This window comes from Marinoscillum sp. 108, assembly GCF_902506655.1.
Classification (GTDB): Bacteria; Bacteroidota; Bacteroidia; order Cytophagales; family Cyclobacteriaceae; genus Marinoscillum; species Marinoscillum luteum.
Genome location: NZ_LR734808.1, coordinates 1,281,545 through 1,299,529 on the forward strand (window position 1 = coordinate 1,281,545; position 17,985 = coordinate 1,299,529).

The following is a 17,985-nucleotide window of genomic DNA, read 5'->3' on the forward strand; positions in this document are numbered from 1 at the left end:
GTCCTCTCGCATGATTTACATCTTTCAAAAATCCACGGAACTCATTTACGTGGTAGGCAGCAAAGTCGAAATCACCCCTGATACAGAAAAAAAACTGGAATGGCTCTTATCCGGCGCCAAACTCCTCCCCGATCAAAGCATTCAGGGTTCATTTGTGGGACCACGAAAAGAGATGATCACTCCCTGGAGCACCAATGCGGTGGAAATTACCCAAAATGCGGGTATTCAGGGCCTTGAGCGCATAGAAGTATTCAGAGCAGACAAGGGGCAACTCTTTGACCCCATGCTCCAGCAGAAATACAAGCTGATAGATCAGGAAATTTTCACACTGAAAATCACTCCGGCGCCCATTCAGCACATAGAAGATCTGGAAGCTTACAACAAAAGCGAAGGACTTGCCCTGAGTCAGGAAGAAATTGATTTTCTCAAAGAAGTTTCTGAGGAAATCGGCAGAAACCTGACAGATTCGGAAGTATTTGGTTTCTCACAAGTCAACTCAGAGCACTGCCGTCACAAGATTTTCAATGGCACCTTCATCATCGATGGTGATGAGCAGCCCATGACACTTTTTCAGTGGATCAAAAAAACCTCCAAGGATCACCCGGGACAGATCGTATCCGCCTACAAGGACAACGTGGCTTTTGTGAAAGGGCCCGTAGTAGAGCAATTTGCTCCCCGAACGCAGGATAAGCCGGACTTTTTTGAAGTCAAAGACTTTGACTCCATCATTTCCCTAAAAGCCGAAACACACAATTTCCCCACCACAGTAGAGCCCTTCAACGGCGCAGCCACAGGCTCTGGTGGTGAAATCAGGGACCGTATGGCTGGTGGCATTGGTAGCTTTCCACTGGCCGGATCTGCCGTATACATGACCTCATATTCCAGACTGGAAGAGGGAAGAAAATGGGAAGAAAAGGTCAATCCAAGGAAATGGCTTTACCAATCCCCAAAAGATATTTTGATCAAGGCCTCCAACGGGGCCAGTGATTATGGTAATAAGTTCGGTCAGCCACTCATCTGCGGGAGTGTACTCACTTTTGAGCATGAAGAAAACAACGAAACCATCGCATTCGACAAGGTCATCATGCTGGCTGGAGGTATTGGATTCGCTAAGCTCAAAGATGGCATCAAGAAGAAAGTAGAGAAAGATCAGACCGTGGTAATCCTCGGTGGAGACAACTACCGAATCGGGATGGGCGGAAGTGCGGTATCTTCTGTAGATACCGGGGCCTTTGATACATCACTGGAACTCAACGCTGTGCAGCGTTCGAATCCGGAAATGCAAAAAAGAGTAGCCAATGCTGTCCGGGCTATGGCCGAGCTGGATGACAATCCTATTATCTCCATCCACGATCACGGTGCCGGTGGTCACCTCAACTGTTTATCCGAGCTGGTGGAAGATACCGGTGGGGATTTTAAACTCGAAAACTTCCCCATGGGTGACCCTACCCTTTCGGAAAAAGAACTGATCGGCAATGAATCCCAGGAACGAATGGGCTTGGTCATTGACCCTGATAAAGCAGAATACCTACGCAATGTATCCCTGCGCGAAAGGGTGCCATACTACGAAGTAGGAACTACTTCCGATAAAATGGAATTAAAATTCAGTCGTACCGGAGCCACTCAGGCCCCTTTCGATCTGAAAATGAGTCACCTGTTTGGAGCATCTCCCAAGACCATCCTTACAGATAAGACCCAGGCAAAATCCTTTCCTGAAAAGGACTATGATGCTTCCAAGATTGAGGATTATATAGAAAAGGTATTGCAACTGGAAGCAGTGGCCTGCAAAGACTGGCTTACGAATAAAGTAGACCGCTCAGTGACTGGAAAAGTAGCCGTACAGCAAACAGTGGGTGCCGTGCAGGTACCCCTCAACAATGTGGCGGTCATGGCACTGGATTACCTCAGCAACAAAGGCATTGCTACCTCTATTGGGCACGCTCCAGTACCCGCACTGATCAATGCGGGTTCCGGATCACGGTTGTCAATCACAGAATCGCTTACCAACCTCGTGTGGGCTCCACTGACGCTGGGACTACCAGGAGTCTCTCTGAGTGCCAACTGGATGTGGCCTGCCAAAAACGATGGTGAAAATGCACGACTCTACCAGGCAGTAAAGGAAATGAGTGAATTTGCTACGGCACTTGGGGTAAACATCCCTACGGGTAAGGATTCCCTCTCCATGGCACAGAAGTATCCTGATGGAAAAAAGGTACTGGCTCCCGGCACCGTAATTGTGAGTTCGGTGGCTGAGGTAAGTAACCTCAGAAAGGTTGTAACTCCCAATCTCAAAGATGTTTCGGACAGCTCGCTGATCTATGTCCGTTTCAGCAACAAACCCATGGCCATTGGTGGTAGCAGCTTTGCACAAGCCAATGCCTTCATTGGAAATGAAGCACCCGATACGGACCCTGATACCGTAGTGAAAGCATTCAATGGCATTCAGGAGCTGATACAACAAAACCTCATTCTCGCCGGGCATGATGTCTCTGCCGGAGGACTGATCACAACCCTTCTGGAGATGAACTTCCCGAACACCTCGGGGGGTATGGCCATCAATCTGGACGAGCTCACTGAAACTGACATTACCAAGCTGCTTTTCTCAGAAAACCCTGCGGTAGTCATTCAAACACAAAGACCGGATAATGTCCTGAACCTCCTGAAACTGCACGGGGTGGAGGCTACTGTCATCGGTATCACCACCAATAAGCGAACAATCAGTCTCAGGAAAGACGACTGGAATCTGGACTTGTCCATTGACCACCTCAGAGACATCTGGTTTAAAACCTCTCACCTCCTGGATCGTGAGCAGTCCGAACCTGGTCATGCAGACCTTAGGTTCAACAATTTCAAAGAGCAACCACTTGCTTACGAGTTTCCGGAAAACTACACAGGCACTTTTGCTAAATACGGCATAGATCCCAAGCGACGAACATCCACCGGGGTTAAAGCAGCCATCATCAGAGAAAAGGGAGTAAACGGAGACCGTGAAATGGCCTATGCGCTTTACCTCGCAGGTTTTGATGTGAAGGATGTACATATGACTGACCTCATCAGTGGGCGTGAAGACCTCAGTGAGGTGAACATGATTGTTTTTGTGGGTGGGTTCTCCAATTCTGATGTCCTAGGCTCTGCCAAAGGATGGGCGGGATCATTCCTTTTTAATGAAAAAGCCAAAGCAGCTCTGGATGCATTCTATGCACGCGAAGACACCCTTTCTCTTGGAGTTTGCAATGGTTGTCAGCTTATGATGGAGCTGGGCCTCATTTACCCGGAGCTGGGTGAGCAGCATCCGAGAATGCATCACAACAGTTCTGGTAAATTTGAATCCGCATTCATCAATGTGGACGTACTGGATAACAGCACCGTGATGTTTGGGTCCCTGAGCAACAGTAAGCTGGGCATCTGGCTCGCACACGGCGAAGGAAGGTTTATGCTGCCTGGTCAACCGGAAGATTACAACATCCCGGTGAAGTATTCTTATGAGTCGTTCCCTGGCAATCCTAATGGAAGTGATTTTGCTACCGCGGCGGTGGCCTCAAATGACGGCAGACATGTCGCCATCATGCCCCACCTGGAGCGATCCATTTTCCCCTGGAATTGGGCTCACAATGAAGAAATCAAAGACAATGAGGTGTCTATTTGGATAGAACCGTTTGTAAATGCACGGGACTGGATAAAAAACCTTTAATAATTGCATGGTGGCCTTTTGATTTTTAAAAAAGACTACTACTTTTGCAATCCGTTTTGGCCTATGGTGTAACTGGCAACACGTCTGATTTTGGTTCAGAAGAGTCTAGGTTCGAGCCCTAGTAGGCCAACAGATCCCGGTCCAACTTATATGGATCGGGATTATTTATTTAAACGACTGTCATGTCCTCAGTAAAAATTTTTGCAGGAAAAGGTACTACAGAACTAGCGAGCAGCATTGCCGAGCAGTATGGAAAACCTTTGGGTAACTCTACTTCGCAAAAATTCAGTGATGGCGAGCTGAACTTCAGCTTCAACGAATCCATCAGAGGAAGTGACCTGTTCCTGATCCAATCTACCACTCCCCCTTCTGACAACATCATTGAGCTTTTGCTCATGATAGATGCTGCCAGACGTGCCAGTGCCAAATATGTAACTGTAGTTGTTCCTTATTTCGGATATGCACGACAGGACAGAAAGGATCGTCCACGTGTATCCATTGCAGCCAAAATGATGGCCAACCTACTGACAGCAGCAGGTGCCAACAGGCTGATGACCATGGATCTTCACGCCGGACAAATTCAGGGATTTTTTGACATTCCGGTGGATCACCTTGACGGATCTGCGATTTTCATTCCTTATATCAAAAGCCTGAATCTGGATAACCTGATTTTTGCTTCTCCTGATGTGGGCGGAACTGCCAGATCCAGAACGTTTGCCAAGTATTTTGAGGCCGACATGGTGGTATGTGATAAGCACAGAAAGCGTGCCAACGAAATCGCCTCTATGCAGGTGATTGGTGATGTAGAAGGCAAGGATGTGGTTTTGGTAGACGACCTGGCCGATACAGCAGGCACCATTTGCAAGGCTGCAAACTTACTGAAAGAGAAAGGTGCCACCACCGTGAGAGCGGTATGTACGCATCCAATCCTATCCGGAAAGGCTTATGAGAACATCGAGTCTTCTGAGCTGGAAGAACTGATTACCACAGACACCATTCCGCTCAAGCAGAAAAGTGACAAAATAAAAGTGTTGACTGTAGCTGACCTATTTGCGAAAGCCATCAAAAAGGTTCACGACAATGAGTCAATAAGTGCATTATTCATTAAGTAACAAACAAACAATTTAAATACATATTTTATGAAAAGCGTTGAGATTATAGGGTATAAAAGAGCAAATCTTGGCAAGACCGAAGCTAAAAGATTAAGAGCTGAAGGAATGGTCCCTGGTGTACTTTACGGTGGTGAAGAGCAGATCCATTTTTACGCTCCGATGATTTTATTCAGAGAGCTTGTCTATACCGACGAAGCACATTTTATCAACTTGAATGTGGAAGGTCAGATTTTTGAAGCCATTCTTCAAGACATCCAGTTCCACCCAGTAAGTGAAATGATTGTGCATGTGGACTTCCTGCAGTTGTTCAGAGGTACGAAAATCAAAATGAACATCCCTGTACACCCAGTTGGAACACCTCCTGGTATCCAGCAAGGTGGTAAGTTGATCAAGAAATTGAGATTCTTAACTGTAAAAGCACTGCCTAAGGACATGCCGGAGCACATCAACATCGATGTGTCCAAATTGGGTCTTGGTAAGTCTGTAAAAGTTGGTGATGTTCCTACTGAAAACTTCGAAGTATTGAACAATCCGCTTGTGACCATCATGGGTATTGAAATCCCTAGAGCACTTAGAGGAAAGTCTCTTGAAGGTGAAGAAGAAGGTGAAGAAGGAGCAGAAGGTAGCGAAGAAGCTGCTGAAGCACCTGCTGAAGGATAATCCGAATTTTCATTGTAATAAACGAATCCTACCCCGAGCAATCAGGGTAGGATTTTTTATTTTAGCACACTTATGAAATACTTAATTGCCGGGCTGGGAAATATAGGCGCTGAATATGAGCTGACGCGTCATAACATCGGTTTTTTAATCCTGGACAGACTCGCCGATCGTGAAGGTCTGAAATTTGAACATGACAGACATTCCTTCATCACCGAGCTTAAATACAAAGGCCGTAGCATCCACCTGATGAAGCCAACCACTTACATGAACCTGAGTGGGAAAGCGGTGAACTACTGGCTCACCCAACTCAAAATTCCCAAGGAGAATCTAATGGTGATCACGGATGACATTGCCCTCCCCTATGGGAAATTAAGACTTAAAGCCAAGGGGTCTGCCGGAGGTCATAACGGGCTCAAAAACATAGAGCAGATGATCGGCGGACAGGATTATCCCCGACTGAGATTTGGTGTAGGCGACGGATTCGGCAAAGGCCAGCAAGTTGATTACGTCCTCAGCCCTTTCAATAAGCAGGAAATGGACGAAATTGTCCTCAATATGGATTTGGCCATCGATGCCCTACTCTCCTTTTGTACCATAGGACTGGAACGAACCATGAATCAATTTAACTAAACACAATGACTGATCACCTAACCTCTATAGGCATTCAAATCATACCAAAAAGCAAGGCGCTGCACACTTATGACCTGGTAGATGAAGCCATAGCTGTAATTCAGGCGAGTGGCCTCAAGCATCAGATCACACCCTTCGAAACGGTAATGGAGGGGAAATACGAGGAAATAATGAAAGTATGCGACCAGGCTCAGAAAGCAGTACTGGCTGCCGGGGCAGAGGAATGCCTGGTATACTTCCGCATCCACTACAGAAAAGATGCTGATGTAACGTTTGAAGAAAAAAGGCTCGATCGATGAACTGTAACAGCACGCTCCATTGAGCCATTCCCATAAGAAAAAAGTCATTATCGTTGGAGGGGGAGCTGCTGGCTTTTTCACTGCCATCAACATTGCCGAAAAACACCCACACTATGAAGTGTTGGTTCTCGAAAAAACCAACAAACTCCTGAGCAAAGTTAAAGTATCGGGAGGGGGTCGGTGCAACGTGACCAACGCCCGGCAACAACCCTCCGAACTCACACCTTTTTACCCACGTGGGGGCAAAAAACTGTACACCGTCTTTAAGGAGTTTTCTACCGCCGACATGGTCAGGTGGCTTGGTGATCGGGGCGTAAAAACCCATACTGAAGCTGACCTGAGAATGTTTCCCACTTCCAATTCATCGCAAACGATCATAGACTGCTTCACAGGTGAAGCTGCCCGATTGGGCGTGAAGGTTATTCAAAACTGTGGGGTAAAGCACATAGAAGCGACCGAGCATCAATGGAGCCTTGTCACCTCTCAGGGACCAATGATTGCTGATAAGTTAATCATAGCAACCGGCAGTGCTCCTTCTGTCTGGGGATTTTTGAGCCAACTGGGGTTGGACCTGGTACCCCCCGTACCTTCGCTTTTTACCTTCAACATTAAAGATCTACGCATTTCCGGACTGATGGGCACTTCCTTTTCCGAAGTAAACATTCGGATCACGGGCACTAAGCTGGAAGAAGCTGGCCCTATGCTCATCACACACTGGGGACTGAGCGGACCTGCTGTGCTGAAACTCTCAGCATGGGGTGCCCGTGAACTGGCTGAGAAGAATTATCACTTCCATATTCTTGTTAACTACCTGGGCAAAGAATCCAACGCCGAAGTGGGACAGTGGTTCGATCAACAAAAACAAGATCATCCCAAGCGAAAGGTGCTCAACTACCCTCCCGGCGAGCTGACCAGACGATTCTGGGAACAACTCTGTAAGTACTGCGAAATCGCTGAGGAAGATAACTTTGGAGAAATCACCAAGAAGCAGGTCAATAAACTCACGGAAGAACTTACCCAAGGTCTCTATGAGGTCAAAGGAAAAAGCACTTTCAAGGAAGAGTTTGTCACCAGTGGCGGGGTGGCATTATCAGAGGTAGACCTCAAAACCTTCGAAGCTCGAAACTTTCCAAACCTCTACCTTGCTGGTGAAGTATTGGACATAGATGCCCTCACAGGCGGCTTCAATTTCCAGGCCTGCTGGAGTGCCGGGTGGGTAATCTCTGAGCATATATAGCTTCCAAGACTATCTTTTGAAAAACTACCAACCAACCGAAGGCACACACCCCCGATTGGTTGTGAATCAATTATTTTACCTCCAGCACCACTACTGAAAATGGTGGCAGACTGACCGTAAGGATTCCGTTCTTCACTTTAAAGTCCTTGAAGTCCTTTGGGGTAATTTTATCCGGGTTATCAAAAGTATTGTGGTCCTGCAGTGAAGCTGAGGACAGAATTGACCCTCTGACAGTCTTCACTTCATCCCCATGAATTTTCACCTCGGTGCTGTGGGCCTTTTTAGCATCAATATTCACGAGTGAAATATGCATAACCCCCTGATCATCCCTGGAAGCTGACACAGACAAGGCGGGAAGCTTCTTCCCGTCCAATTCGTAATCCGGGGTATCTATACTCAAGGGCAGTAATGTGGCATCCTGATGCACATTGTAAAGTTTCATCACATGGTAAGTAGGTGTCAGAATCATCTTCTCTTCATCCGTGAGGATTACTGCCTGTAGCACGTTCACCGCCTGAGCAATGTTGGCCATTTTCACCCGCTCCGCATGATTGTTAAAAATATTAAGCACAGCTCCTGCGATCATGGCATCCCGCATGGTATTTTGCTGGTAAAGCACTCCTTTCGCCGTATCACCATCATACCAGCCTCCCCACTCATCCACAAAAAGAGCTACTTTCCTTTCAGGATCATACTTATCCATAATCGTTGAATGGCGAGTCACAAACTCCTCCATTTTCAGTGATTCTTCCATGGTTTTGAAGTACTGAGCCTCTGAAAAAGCCACATCAGACCCTTTATCACTCCAGTCCAATACAGAGTAATGGTGAAGCGCCACAGCTTCCATCAACTGATGAGGCACGTTCTTCATCAGGGTTTCTGTCCAGTGGTAATCATTACCAGAGGCACCTGAGGCTATTCGCTCTATCTTGGTGGATCCAGACCAACCTGGCATAAAGGTGGCGTATTGCCGGTAGATATTGGCATAATACTCTGCGGTCATATTGCCCCCACAACCCCAGGTCTCGTTGCCCACGCCCCAATATTTAACCGCCCAGGGTTTCTCCCGTCCGTTGGCCCTACGCCAATCCGCCATCGGACTCACTCCGTCATGGTTGGTATACTGTACCCAATCGATCACCTCCTGCACCGTGCCGCTACCTACATTGGCTGATAAATAAGGCTCGGCACCAAGCACCTCACACAAATTCAAAAAGTTATGGGTACCAAAACTATTGTCTTCTGTTGCACCGCCCCACCACCTGTTCACGATGGTAGGCCGCTCGCTCTGTGGTCCTACCCCATCCTTCCAGTGGTAGGTATCGGCAAAGCAACCACCTGGCCAGCGCAGGTTAGGTACTTTCAAATCCTTAAGCGCCTGGATGATATCATTTCTCACACCATCTGTATGAGGAATCGCCTGATTGTCGGCCCCTACGTAAAATCCCCCGTATATACATCTGCCGAGGTGCTCTGCAAAATGTCCGTAAATATGTCTGCTGATCTGATGCTCACCCTGATCGGCATTGATGATGACAGACGCGTTCTGAGCCATCACCAGATGTGATAAACCTAGCGCCAGAAGTAGTGTGGCAATTCTCTGCATTTTCATAAAAGTATATTAAGTGTTGATTATACACTTTAAAGTTAATCAAAATTATCTCCCTTCCAATTTCGCTTTTCTTCAAACCATTTAAAATATAATGATCTCTTATCCGTCTATAAGCCCAGGTCAAAACCAACTAACATGAAAGTAGCCATCATCATTACCGATACTCAGGTTGTCAGATTCTCCCATTTGGTCGCTTTGGAGCTGGATGAACGCCTTGCGGGGCTGGGCCTGAACACATCCATTCTGGATTTAGCTGATCCTTCTTATGAGCTCAACGAACTGGCCAGCTATGACTATTATCTTTTGGTTGGAAACCACGCTGGCCCTCTCTATAATCACGAAACCCACAGGCTGCTCACCAACCACCGGGCGCTCTGGAGAAACAAGAAAATGGCTACCGTAATGGTCACCAGTGAACGAATTTTGGCCGAATCAGCCGATGAGCAGCTTCGAACTGTACTCAAAAGTCTTAGTGCCAATTTGCTTCCTGAGGGCCTTATGGTGATGGAGCCGGAAAAGAAATTTGATGAGTCATTCAATTTGATTGATAGCGTCCTAAATTTAGCCATGTATCGGTTTCTTTTTCTTCTCGTCTACGGCACAGAAGCTAAAAATGGTGATAACCGAATGAGTGCCTGATACGATGAAGCCCGCCGCCATTTCCATGAGTCAAAAAAATGAACATATCGAAAGAACGGTAAACACTTACCGTGGAAAGCTCCTGAATTTCATCAGGAAGTTTGTCTCTGGAAGTGATGATGCAGAGGACGTGCTGCAGGATGTGTTCTACCAGTTGGTGGTGGGGTATGACCGCATAGAATCACTCGATCAGATCTCTGGATGGCTTTTTAGGGTGGCACGAAACAAGGCCACAGACAATCACCGAAAAATGAGGCCTATGGCCTTTTCTCAAATGAATCTCGCACAAGATAGTGATGAAACCCCATTGATGCTCGAGGATATATTACCCGATACCAGCAATCTGCCTGACCGGGAACTATTGGGAGAAATGATCTGGGCCAAAATAGAAGAGTTACTGGCACAAATGCCCCGGAAGCAGCGAGAAGTGTTTGTGTGGCATGAATTTGAACAAAAAAGCTTTAAAGAAATGGCGGAAGAAACCGGAGAGACCATCAATACTATGATCTCCAGAAAACGGTACGCCATTCTCGCCCTCAGGGAAGGCCTGGCGGATTTATATAATGATTTGATAAACGACTAATGGATATGAGACGATTTTGGTTTTTAAAAATAGCAGGAATGATTCTGGTGTTTTTCACGGCGGCAAGCGCCCTGGTAATGGTGCTCTGGAACTGGCTAATGCCGGCAATCTTTGGGTTGGTAGCCATCACTTTCTGGCAGGCAGCAGGCATACTACTGCTCTCCAAAATAATATTTGGGTTCGGTAAAGGAGGTAAACACGGACATCAGCATGGTACGCCATGGAAGCATTGGCAGCACAAATGGCACAACATGCCCGAAGATCAGCGCGAAAAATGGAAACAAAAGTTTGCAGATAAGTGGTGCACCGGAAGACATGAAACAGAAACACCCAAATTTAAGAAAGAGGCCGAATAGGCCTTTTTTTGTACCACTACAGCATACCACCCAGTCCTCCATATCTCCACTCACAAAAAGGTAAGCTTGCCCGGTCAAAACTTTCACTAATTTAGGAGTCATAAACAAATCCGAATATGACCAGAATCCTAATTCCCCTCCTCATTTTCTCATTTTTCATTTGCCAGGCACAGGACGACTGGGATGTCACCAGTCCCGTGGCACCCTTCCAGGAAACAACCATCACCGTGGAAGAAGGCACATGGATGAACCTGGATGTGAGCCCGGACGGAAAAACCATCGTGTTCGACCTCCTGGGAGATATCTACTCCATGCCCATCTCCGGTGGCAATGCCACCCCGCTTCGGACAGGCCATGCCTATGAGGTACAACCCAGGTACAGCCCTGATGGTAAGAAAATCTCCTTCACCAGTGATGCTGGCGGGGGCGACAACATCTGGGTGATGGATGCAGACGGCCAGAACGCCACGCAAATCACCAGGGAAGATTTCAGGCTCCTCAATAATGCCGTATGGACACCCGACGGGCAATACCTGATCGCCAGGAAACACTTCACCTCACAGCGATCTTTGGGAGCGGGAGAAATGTGGCTGTATCACATCACCGGTGGGTCGGGTATTCAGCTCACTACCCGCAAAAACGATCAACAGGATGCAGGCGAACCATGGGTATCCGGTAATTACCTCTACTATAGTGAAGATGTCTATCCTGGCGGGTATTTTCAATACAACAAAGACCCCAACAGTCAAATCTATGTGATCAAGCGATATGACCGGACTACCGGCAAAACAGAAACAGTGATTGGCGGACCAGGTGGAGCTGTACGCCCACAGATCTCTCCTGATGGCTCCAAACTGGCCTTTGTGCGCAGGGTGCGCACGAAGTCCGTCCTGTACATTCATGATCTGGCCACAGGCATTCAAAAGCCCGTGTACGATGAGCTGACTAAGGATCAGCAGGAAGCCTGGGCCATTTTCGGGGTGTACCCCAACTTTAACTGGCTGCCGGACAACCGAACCATTGTTCTTTATGCAAAAGGGAAAATCAGAAAGGTGAACACACTGACAGGTGAATCCACGATCATCCCATTTAAAGCTTCCGCCACACATCGCATTACCGATGCGCCTATTTTCAAGCAAAACCCGGCACCTGAGTCATTCCGCTCCCACGTGATCCGAAATGCCACCACTTCTCCTGATGGCAAACTTCTGGCTTTCAATGCCGCCGGACACCTCTATACCATGAAACTCCCGAATGGAAAGCCTAAACGCTTGACCACAAGTACAGATTTTGAGTATGAGCCTGCTTTTTCTCCGGACTCCAAGAGCATTGTGTACGTCAGTTGGGCGGATGAGCGCAAAGGTGCCATCCATAAAATACCTGCGACCGGAGGTACCCCTACCCGCCTGACATCAGAAAAAGGCATCTATCGTACCCCTTCATTTTCCAAGGATGGAAAAACCCTGGTATTTCGAAAAGATGAAGGCGATGGTACACTTGGGCATGCCTATACCGTAAAACCTGGCATCTACACCATGCCAGTGGCGGGTGGCACGCCTACATTTATCTGCGAAGATGGTGAAAACCCCGTTTTCAATCCTAAAGGAGACCGTGTGTATCTGCAAACCGGAGGTTATCTCTTTGGGAGCCTGGATAAGTCTTACAAGAGTGTGAACCTCAAAGGAGAAGATGAAAAAATTCATTTTCATTCCAAGTATGCCAACCAATACACCATCAGTCCTGATGGAAAATGGCTGGCCTTTGGGGAACTCTATGATGTATTTGTGATGCCCTTTTCAGACCATGGTCAAACTTTTGAGTTGACAGGTAGCACCAAGGCCTTACCCGTAACAAAGGTGGCCGAGGACGCAGGAATCAACCTGCAATGGTCAGCAGATGGTAAGTCCCTACAGTGGACACTTGGGAATAAATACCATGCTGTAAACGTCAAAGATTGCTTCACATTTCTGGAAGGCTCCCCTGATAGTATTGGGGACATTCCCAAAACCACAGTCGAGATAGAACTCACACTCAAAACCGATGTCCCAACAGGTAGCATTGCACTCTCCGGAGGTAAAGTGATCACTATGAATGGTGAAGAAATCCTCGAGAATGGAGTCGTGCTGGTACAGGGCAACAGGATTGTGGCAGTGGGCACTCAAGGAGAATTGGAAATCCCCGCAGACGCCAAAATCATAGATGTTTCTGGTAAGGTGATTATGCCTGGTCTCATAGACACACACGCTCATCTGCGAGCATTCAGGTACGGAATCAGCCCACAAAAGGAATGGTCCTATTATGCCAATCTCGCTTTTGGGATCACCGCCACGCATGACCCCTCTTCCAACTCCGAGACCTCCATGTCTCAGTCCGAGATGGTTCGGGCCGGATTAATGGTTGGCCCAAGGATCTTCTCCACGGGCACCATTCTTTATGGAGCTGATGGTGACTTCAAGGCCGTGATCAATAAATATGAAGACGCTCAAAGTGCTATTGCACGAACCAAAGCCTACGGTACTTTCAGTGTGAAGAGCTATAATCAGCCCCGCAGAGAGCAGCGCCAAATGATCATCAAAGCCGCACATGAAAATGAGATCATGGTTTACCCCGAGGGTGGTTCTACCTTCTTTCATAATATGACCATGATCCTGGATGGCCACACCAGTGTAGAGCACAATATTCCAGTTGCTCCGCTTTATCAGGACGTTATTGAGCTTTGGTCGGCAAGTAAAACCAGCAACACTCCGACGCTCATAGTGAACTACGGCGGCCTGAACGGGGAGTATTACTGGTATCAGAAGACCAATGTGTGGGAGAATGAGAAACTGATGAAATATACTCCAAGAGCGATCATAGACAGCAGATCCAGACACAGGACCATGGCACCGGATGAGGAGTATGAAAATGGCCACATACTGGTCTCACAATCCTGCAAAGCACTGGTGGATGCCGGAGTGAAAGTATGTGTAGGTGGACATGGTCAGCTGCAGGGACTTGGTGTACACTGGGAGATGTGGAACCTGGCTCAGGGTGGCATGACTAACTACGAAGTACTCAGGGCCGCTACCCTGCATGGGGCGGAATACATTGGAATGGGTGAAGACTTAGGATCCATTGAAGTGGGGAAACTTGCGGATATCATCATATTGGATGAAGATCCGCTTGCCGACATTCGCAACTCAGAATCGGTCAGACACACCATGATCAATGGCAGACTGTATGACACCAATACCATGAACGAGATAGGCCATCAACCAAATAAAAGAAGCCAATTCTACTGGGAAATGGACAGCTACAACGACAACTTCCCCTGGCATGAGGAAAGTCATAGCTTCCAGGGCTTGCACTGCAGCTGCCAGCACTAGACATGTAGTAACCGAAGCTAGTCGCCAGAGATAGTTCAACTCAGAGCAGGCCCTTTCAAAATACTTTTGAAAGGGCCTGTTGTTTTATTGCCTACTACCTGTGATTTGAACCTCCTTTATGTCCCGGTTCCCCCATCAGGCGAACCATTTCAAATAATTTCCTTAGGACTGTAATAATTAGAGAATAACGTCCTGATTTCACAAATCGGATATATTTTTGCAGTTCCGACCAATATTTACACATCCAACAACTCGACGAAACTGTTATGCCCTTCAACGGGTTTATAGTGCCTTGTATCTGAAATACAAGGTGACGAAAGGAATTAATTGCTAGTATTAATGCATTGACCTCCTTATGTGGATGAATACTGAATGAAAGATAGCACAAACCATATCACACTCGATATCCTCAATAACCTTCCCGGGTTAGTTGTGCGCTATCAGCTCCACTCAGATCATACTGATGAAATTGTATTCGCCAATGAGGCGGCATCCCTCCTATTTGGCTCAAAATCGGGACTGGTAGATGCCACTACCTTTTGGGAAAAGGTTCATCCGGAGGATTCGGAACCCATGCACCAATCTTTTTTTTGTTCCGCTGAAAAACTCACTCAATGGGAGTTCGAATGGCGGGTAAAGACCAACACTGGCTCAATTATTTGGTTATGGGGTACTGGCAACCCATCAAGGCAAAAAGATGGAAGTACGGTTTGGGACTGCATGATCTCTGATATTACGTCAAGAAAGGTTCTTTCGGAAACCAGTAAGCCCTTGGCGGCGGATCATGCCCTGCGTGAAGACTCGGAGCGCCTATTATCGTTATTGAACAATAACACCGAAGAAAGCTTTGTGCTGCTCAACAAGGACCTGCGCGTAATAAACTACAATGAGCAATTCTTAAAAAAATTTGGTGCCTACCTGGGGAAAGTCATCAGAAAAGGCGACTTGATTCTCGATCATGTAACATCAGAGCAAAGAAAACCTCTGGAAGAATTGTACTCAAGAGTACTTCAAGGCCAGGAGGAATCCAAAGAATTCTCCATTTCCGTTGATCAAGAGTTATTACATTTCCAAATCAAGTATAAACCTGTCTCTGATGAAAATGGGAGGATTACGGGCGTGTTTGTCACAACCGCAGACATTACCGATCGAAAGCGCGCTGAAGAACAATTAGCCCTGAACAACAGCCTCTTCCGATCTCTTGTGGAAAATGGCGCTGATGCTGTGATCATCATAGGCCCTGATGGCATACCTACCTACGCCTCGCCTTCTATCACCAAAGTACTGGGATATACGGAAGCCGAAGCATTATCCCTGAATCTGTTTGAAATGGTTCATCCCGATGACGTGGGAGGAGTGGCGGAAAAAATGGCTGAAGTAATGGCCAACCCAGGGGTGACCATACCAGGTCATACCTCCCGCACCCGACATAAGGACGGATCCTGGCGCTGGATGGAAGCGACCATTACCAATATGTTGCATGATCCGATCATTAATGGGATTGTAGACAACTTCAGGGATGTCACCGAACAAAAGGAACTTCAGGATTTGCTCAAAAACGCCAGTGAACTAGCCAAAATTGGAAGCTGGGAGGTTGATTTGGTTAAAAACTCTGTGTACTGGTCTGATATTACCAAGAAAATCAGGGAAGTGGAGCCCGATTTCGAGCCGGATCTTGATACCGGGATCAGCTATTTCAAGGAAGGCGATAGAGAGATCATAGCAAGCCGTGTAAAAGAGTGCATCGAAAATGGGACTCCGTGGGACGAAGAATTACAGATCACCACATTCAAAGGAAATTCCAAATGGGTCAGAACCATAGGGAGAGCAGAGTTTTCTCAGGGAAAATGTATCAGAATATATGGCAGTTTTCAGGACATCCATGATACGAAGATTGCCCAACTAGACCTACTGAAGTTTAAGCAGGTAATCGAAAATTCACGAGATGGGATTGCTCTAGCCAACCCACAGGGGAAGAGTATTTATTTAAACCCCGCTATGGAGGAAACTTTGGGCTATACAATTGAAAGCCTGCAAAAAGCCAAAGGTTCTGTTGCGGTCTATTCCGACCCCCAAAAACTCGAAGAGGTTTTTTCCACACTACTCTCGGGAGGGTATTGGAAAGGAGATGTTGAACTCCTCAATAAACACAAGGAGCCCGTCAGTTTTTACTTAAGCGGCGGGCCTATATTTGATCACACCGGTCAGCTCATAGCCATTTATGGCATCCATACTGATATCACCGATCGGATTAGAGCTGAGCAAAACCTCAAAAAGGCGTTTGATGAAAAAAACCAGATCCTCGAGAGTATCGGTGATGCTTTTTTCACCACGGACAGAAATTTCACTGTGACCTACTGGAACGGCATAGCAGAAGCCCTCTCACAAACCCCACGTGAAAAAATTGTGGGAAAGAATCTCTGGGAAGTCTTTCCCGAGGGCTTGTCCATGCAATCTTTTGAAAAATACCATTACGCCCTGAGTGAAATGGTCACTGTGAATTTTGAAGATTACTATGAATCCTTGGGTAAATGGATTGAGGCCAGTGCCTACCCCTCTGAGCAGGGACTTACTGTTTATTTCAAAGACGTAACGGAAAGAAACAAAGCACGGGAAGCCATCCATCAATCGAATGACCGCTTCAAAAAAGTGTCTGAAGCCACTAATGATGCCATTTGGGATTGGGACGTGATCAATGACACGCTTTTCTGGGGGGAGGGTTTCAAAACACTTTTCGGTCACGAAATGAGAGAAAATCAGTCCAGCACGTTTCTCTGGAGCAAGTACATTCACCCCGACGACCTGGATGATGTACTGGCCAGCCTCTTCGATGTGTTGGAAAACAACACCACCAAAAAATGGGAAAAAGAATATCGATACCTGCGATCAGACGGAAGCTATGCTTTTGTAGTAGACAGAGGCATAGTGATAAGAGATGGTGAAGGAAAAGCCATCAGGATGGTGGGTGCAATGAGCGACATCACGCATCGTAAGGAATACGAGCAGTCCCTCAAAATTCTCAACGAAAACCTGGAAAAGCAGGCCAAAGATCTGGCCACTTCCAATGCGGAGCTGGAGCAATTTGCCTATGTGGCCTCACATGACCTACAGGAACCCTTACGAATGGTCACCAGCTTCCTGACCAGGCTAGAAAGCAAGTATGCTACTGCATTGGATGAAAAAGCCCATCAGTATATTCATTTCGCCGTGGATGGCGCCAAAAGAATGCGCCAGATTATTTTGGACTTGCTCCAGTTTTCCAGGGTGGGGCGCCACGAAGACGATCTGGAACTGATTGAAGTACAAGAAATTGTCGCAGAAGTGGTCACGCTGCAAAAGAAGATTATCGAAGAGAAGCAAGCCAATATTTCCATAGGCGATCTCCCAACACTACGTACTTTTCGATCTCCACTTCTTCAGATATTTCACAACCTGATCAGCAATGCACTCAAGTACACCCAGGAAGGACGGCCCGCTTTTATTAGTATCACCTGCTACTCCACCAAGGCCTATTGGCAGTTTTCAGTTGAAGACAATGGCATTGGTATAGAGCCGGAATATTATGACAAAATATTTATTATTTTTCAGCGGCTCCATCAAAAGGAAGAGTATGGAGGCACAGGTATTGGTCTGGCAGTAGTCAAAAAACTCATCGATAATATGGGTGGAAAAATATGGGTTGAATCTATCCCCGGAGAAGGAAGTAGTTTTCATTTTAACCTGCCTAAATGATATGTTGAGCTATGAGAAAATCCTCGGTCGGCTAGTCACAGTTCCCAAACAAATGGGGTGGGCATTCTT

General features: G+C 46.9%; 12 protein-coding genes and 1 tRNA gene. 12 read left to right on the forward strand and 1 reads right to left on the reverse strand.

Annotated features, from left to right (window positions below; genetic code table 11):
* Positions 1–10: 10 nt before the first annotated feature.
* From purL to GV030_RS05300, 7 genes are all read left to right on the forward strand, one after another.
* Positions 11–3,691 carry a phosphoribosylformylglycinamidine synthase gene (gene purL, locus GV030_RS05270; protein ID WP_159580495.1) on the forward strand — a complete coding sequence of 1,227 codons (3,681 nt, stop codon included), beginning with the start codon at positions 11–13 and terminating at the stop codon, positions 3,689–3,691.
* 57 nt (positions 3,692–3,748) lie between these two features.
* Positions 3,749–3,821: transfer RNA gene (locus GV030_RS05275), tRNA-Gln, on the forward strand.
* A gap of 52 nt (positions 3,822–3,873) precedes the next feature.
* A complete protein-coding gene (locus GV030_RS05280; protein WP_159580497.1) occupies positions 3,874–4,803 on the forward strand; it encodes a ribose-phosphate pyrophosphokinase in 930 nt (309 codons plus the stop codon).
* A gap of 27 nt (positions 4,804–4,830) precedes the next feature.
* Positions 4,831–5,463: a 50S ribosomal protein L25/general stress protein Ctc gene (locus GV030_RS05285; protein WP_159580499.1), complete on the forward strand. Its 633-nt coding sequence runs from the start codon at positions 4,831–4,833 to the stop codon at positions 5,461–5,463.
* A gap of 72 nt (positions 5,464–5,535) precedes the next feature.
* Positions 5,536–6,093, forward strand: a complete 558-nt coding sequence (gene pth / locus GV030_RS05290) for an aminoacyl-tRNA hydrolase (RefSeq protein WP_159580501.1) — start codon at positions 5,536–5,538, stop codon at positions 6,091–6,093.
* A 5-nt stretch (positions 6,094–6,098) separates the two neighbouring features.
* Positions 6,099–6,392 (forward strand): thiamine-binding protein, encoded by a 294-nt coding sequence (locus GV030_RS05295; RefSeq protein WP_159580503.1) that lies wholly within the window; start codon positions 6,099–6,101, stop codon positions 6,390–6,392.
* Between the two features lie 19 nt (positions 6,393–6,411).
* Positions 6,412–7,629: an NAD(P)/FAD-dependent oxidoreductase gene (locus GV030_RS05300; RefSeq protein ID WP_159580505.1), complete on the forward strand. Its 1,218-nt coding sequence runs from the start codon at positions 6,412–6,414 to the stop codon at positions 7,627–7,629.
* A 70-nt stretch (positions 7,630–7,699) separates the two neighbouring features.
* On the opposite strand, the gene GV030_RS05305 is transcribed toward GV030_RS05300, so the two are convergent.
* Complete coding sequence (locus GV030_RS05305) at positions 7,700–9,235, reverse strand: alpha-N-arabinofuranosidase (RefSeq protein ID WP_159583631.1); 1,536 nt, start codon at positions 9,233–9,235, stop codon at positions 7,700–7,702.
* A gap of 141 nt (positions 9,236–9,376) precedes the next feature.
* Here GV030_RS05305 and GV030_RS05310 point away from each other — a divergent pair, with 141 nt between their 5' ends.
* From GV030_RS05310 to GV030_RS05330, 5 genes are all read left to right on the forward strand, one after another.
* Positions 9,377–9,880, forward strand: coding sequence for an NADPH-dependent FMN reductase (locus GV030_RS05310; RefSeq protein ID WP_159580507.1), 504 nt, complete (start codon positions 9,377–9,379; stop codon positions 9,878–9,880).
* A 25-nt stretch (positions 9,881–9,905) separates the two neighbouring features.
* Positions 9,906–10,463 (forward strand): RNA polymerase sigma factor, encoded by a 558-nt coding sequence (locus GV030_RS05315; protein WP_159583633.1) that lies wholly within the window; start codon positions 9,906–9,908, stop codon positions 10,461–10,463.
* A 5-nt stretch (positions 10,464–10,468) separates the two neighbouring features.
* Complete coding sequence (locus GV030_RS05320; protein WP_159580509.1) at positions 10,469–10,819, forward strand: hypothetical protein; 351 nt, start codon at positions 10,469–10,471, stop codon at positions 10,817–10,819.
* 116 nt (positions 10,820–10,935) lie between these two features.
* Complete coding sequence (locus GV030_RS05325) at positions 10,936–14,184, forward strand: amidohydrolase family protein (protein ID WP_159580511.1); 3,249 nt, start codon at positions 10,936–10,938, stop codon at positions 14,182–14,184.
* A 372-nt stretch (positions 14,185–14,556) separates the two neighbouring features.
* Complete coding sequence (locus GV030_RS05330) at positions 14,557–17,916, forward strand: PAS domain S-box protein (RefSeq protein WP_159580513.1); 3,360 nt, start codon at positions 14,557–14,559, stop codon at positions 17,914–17,916.
* The last annotated feature ends 69 nt before the right edge of the window (positions 17,917–17,985 follow it).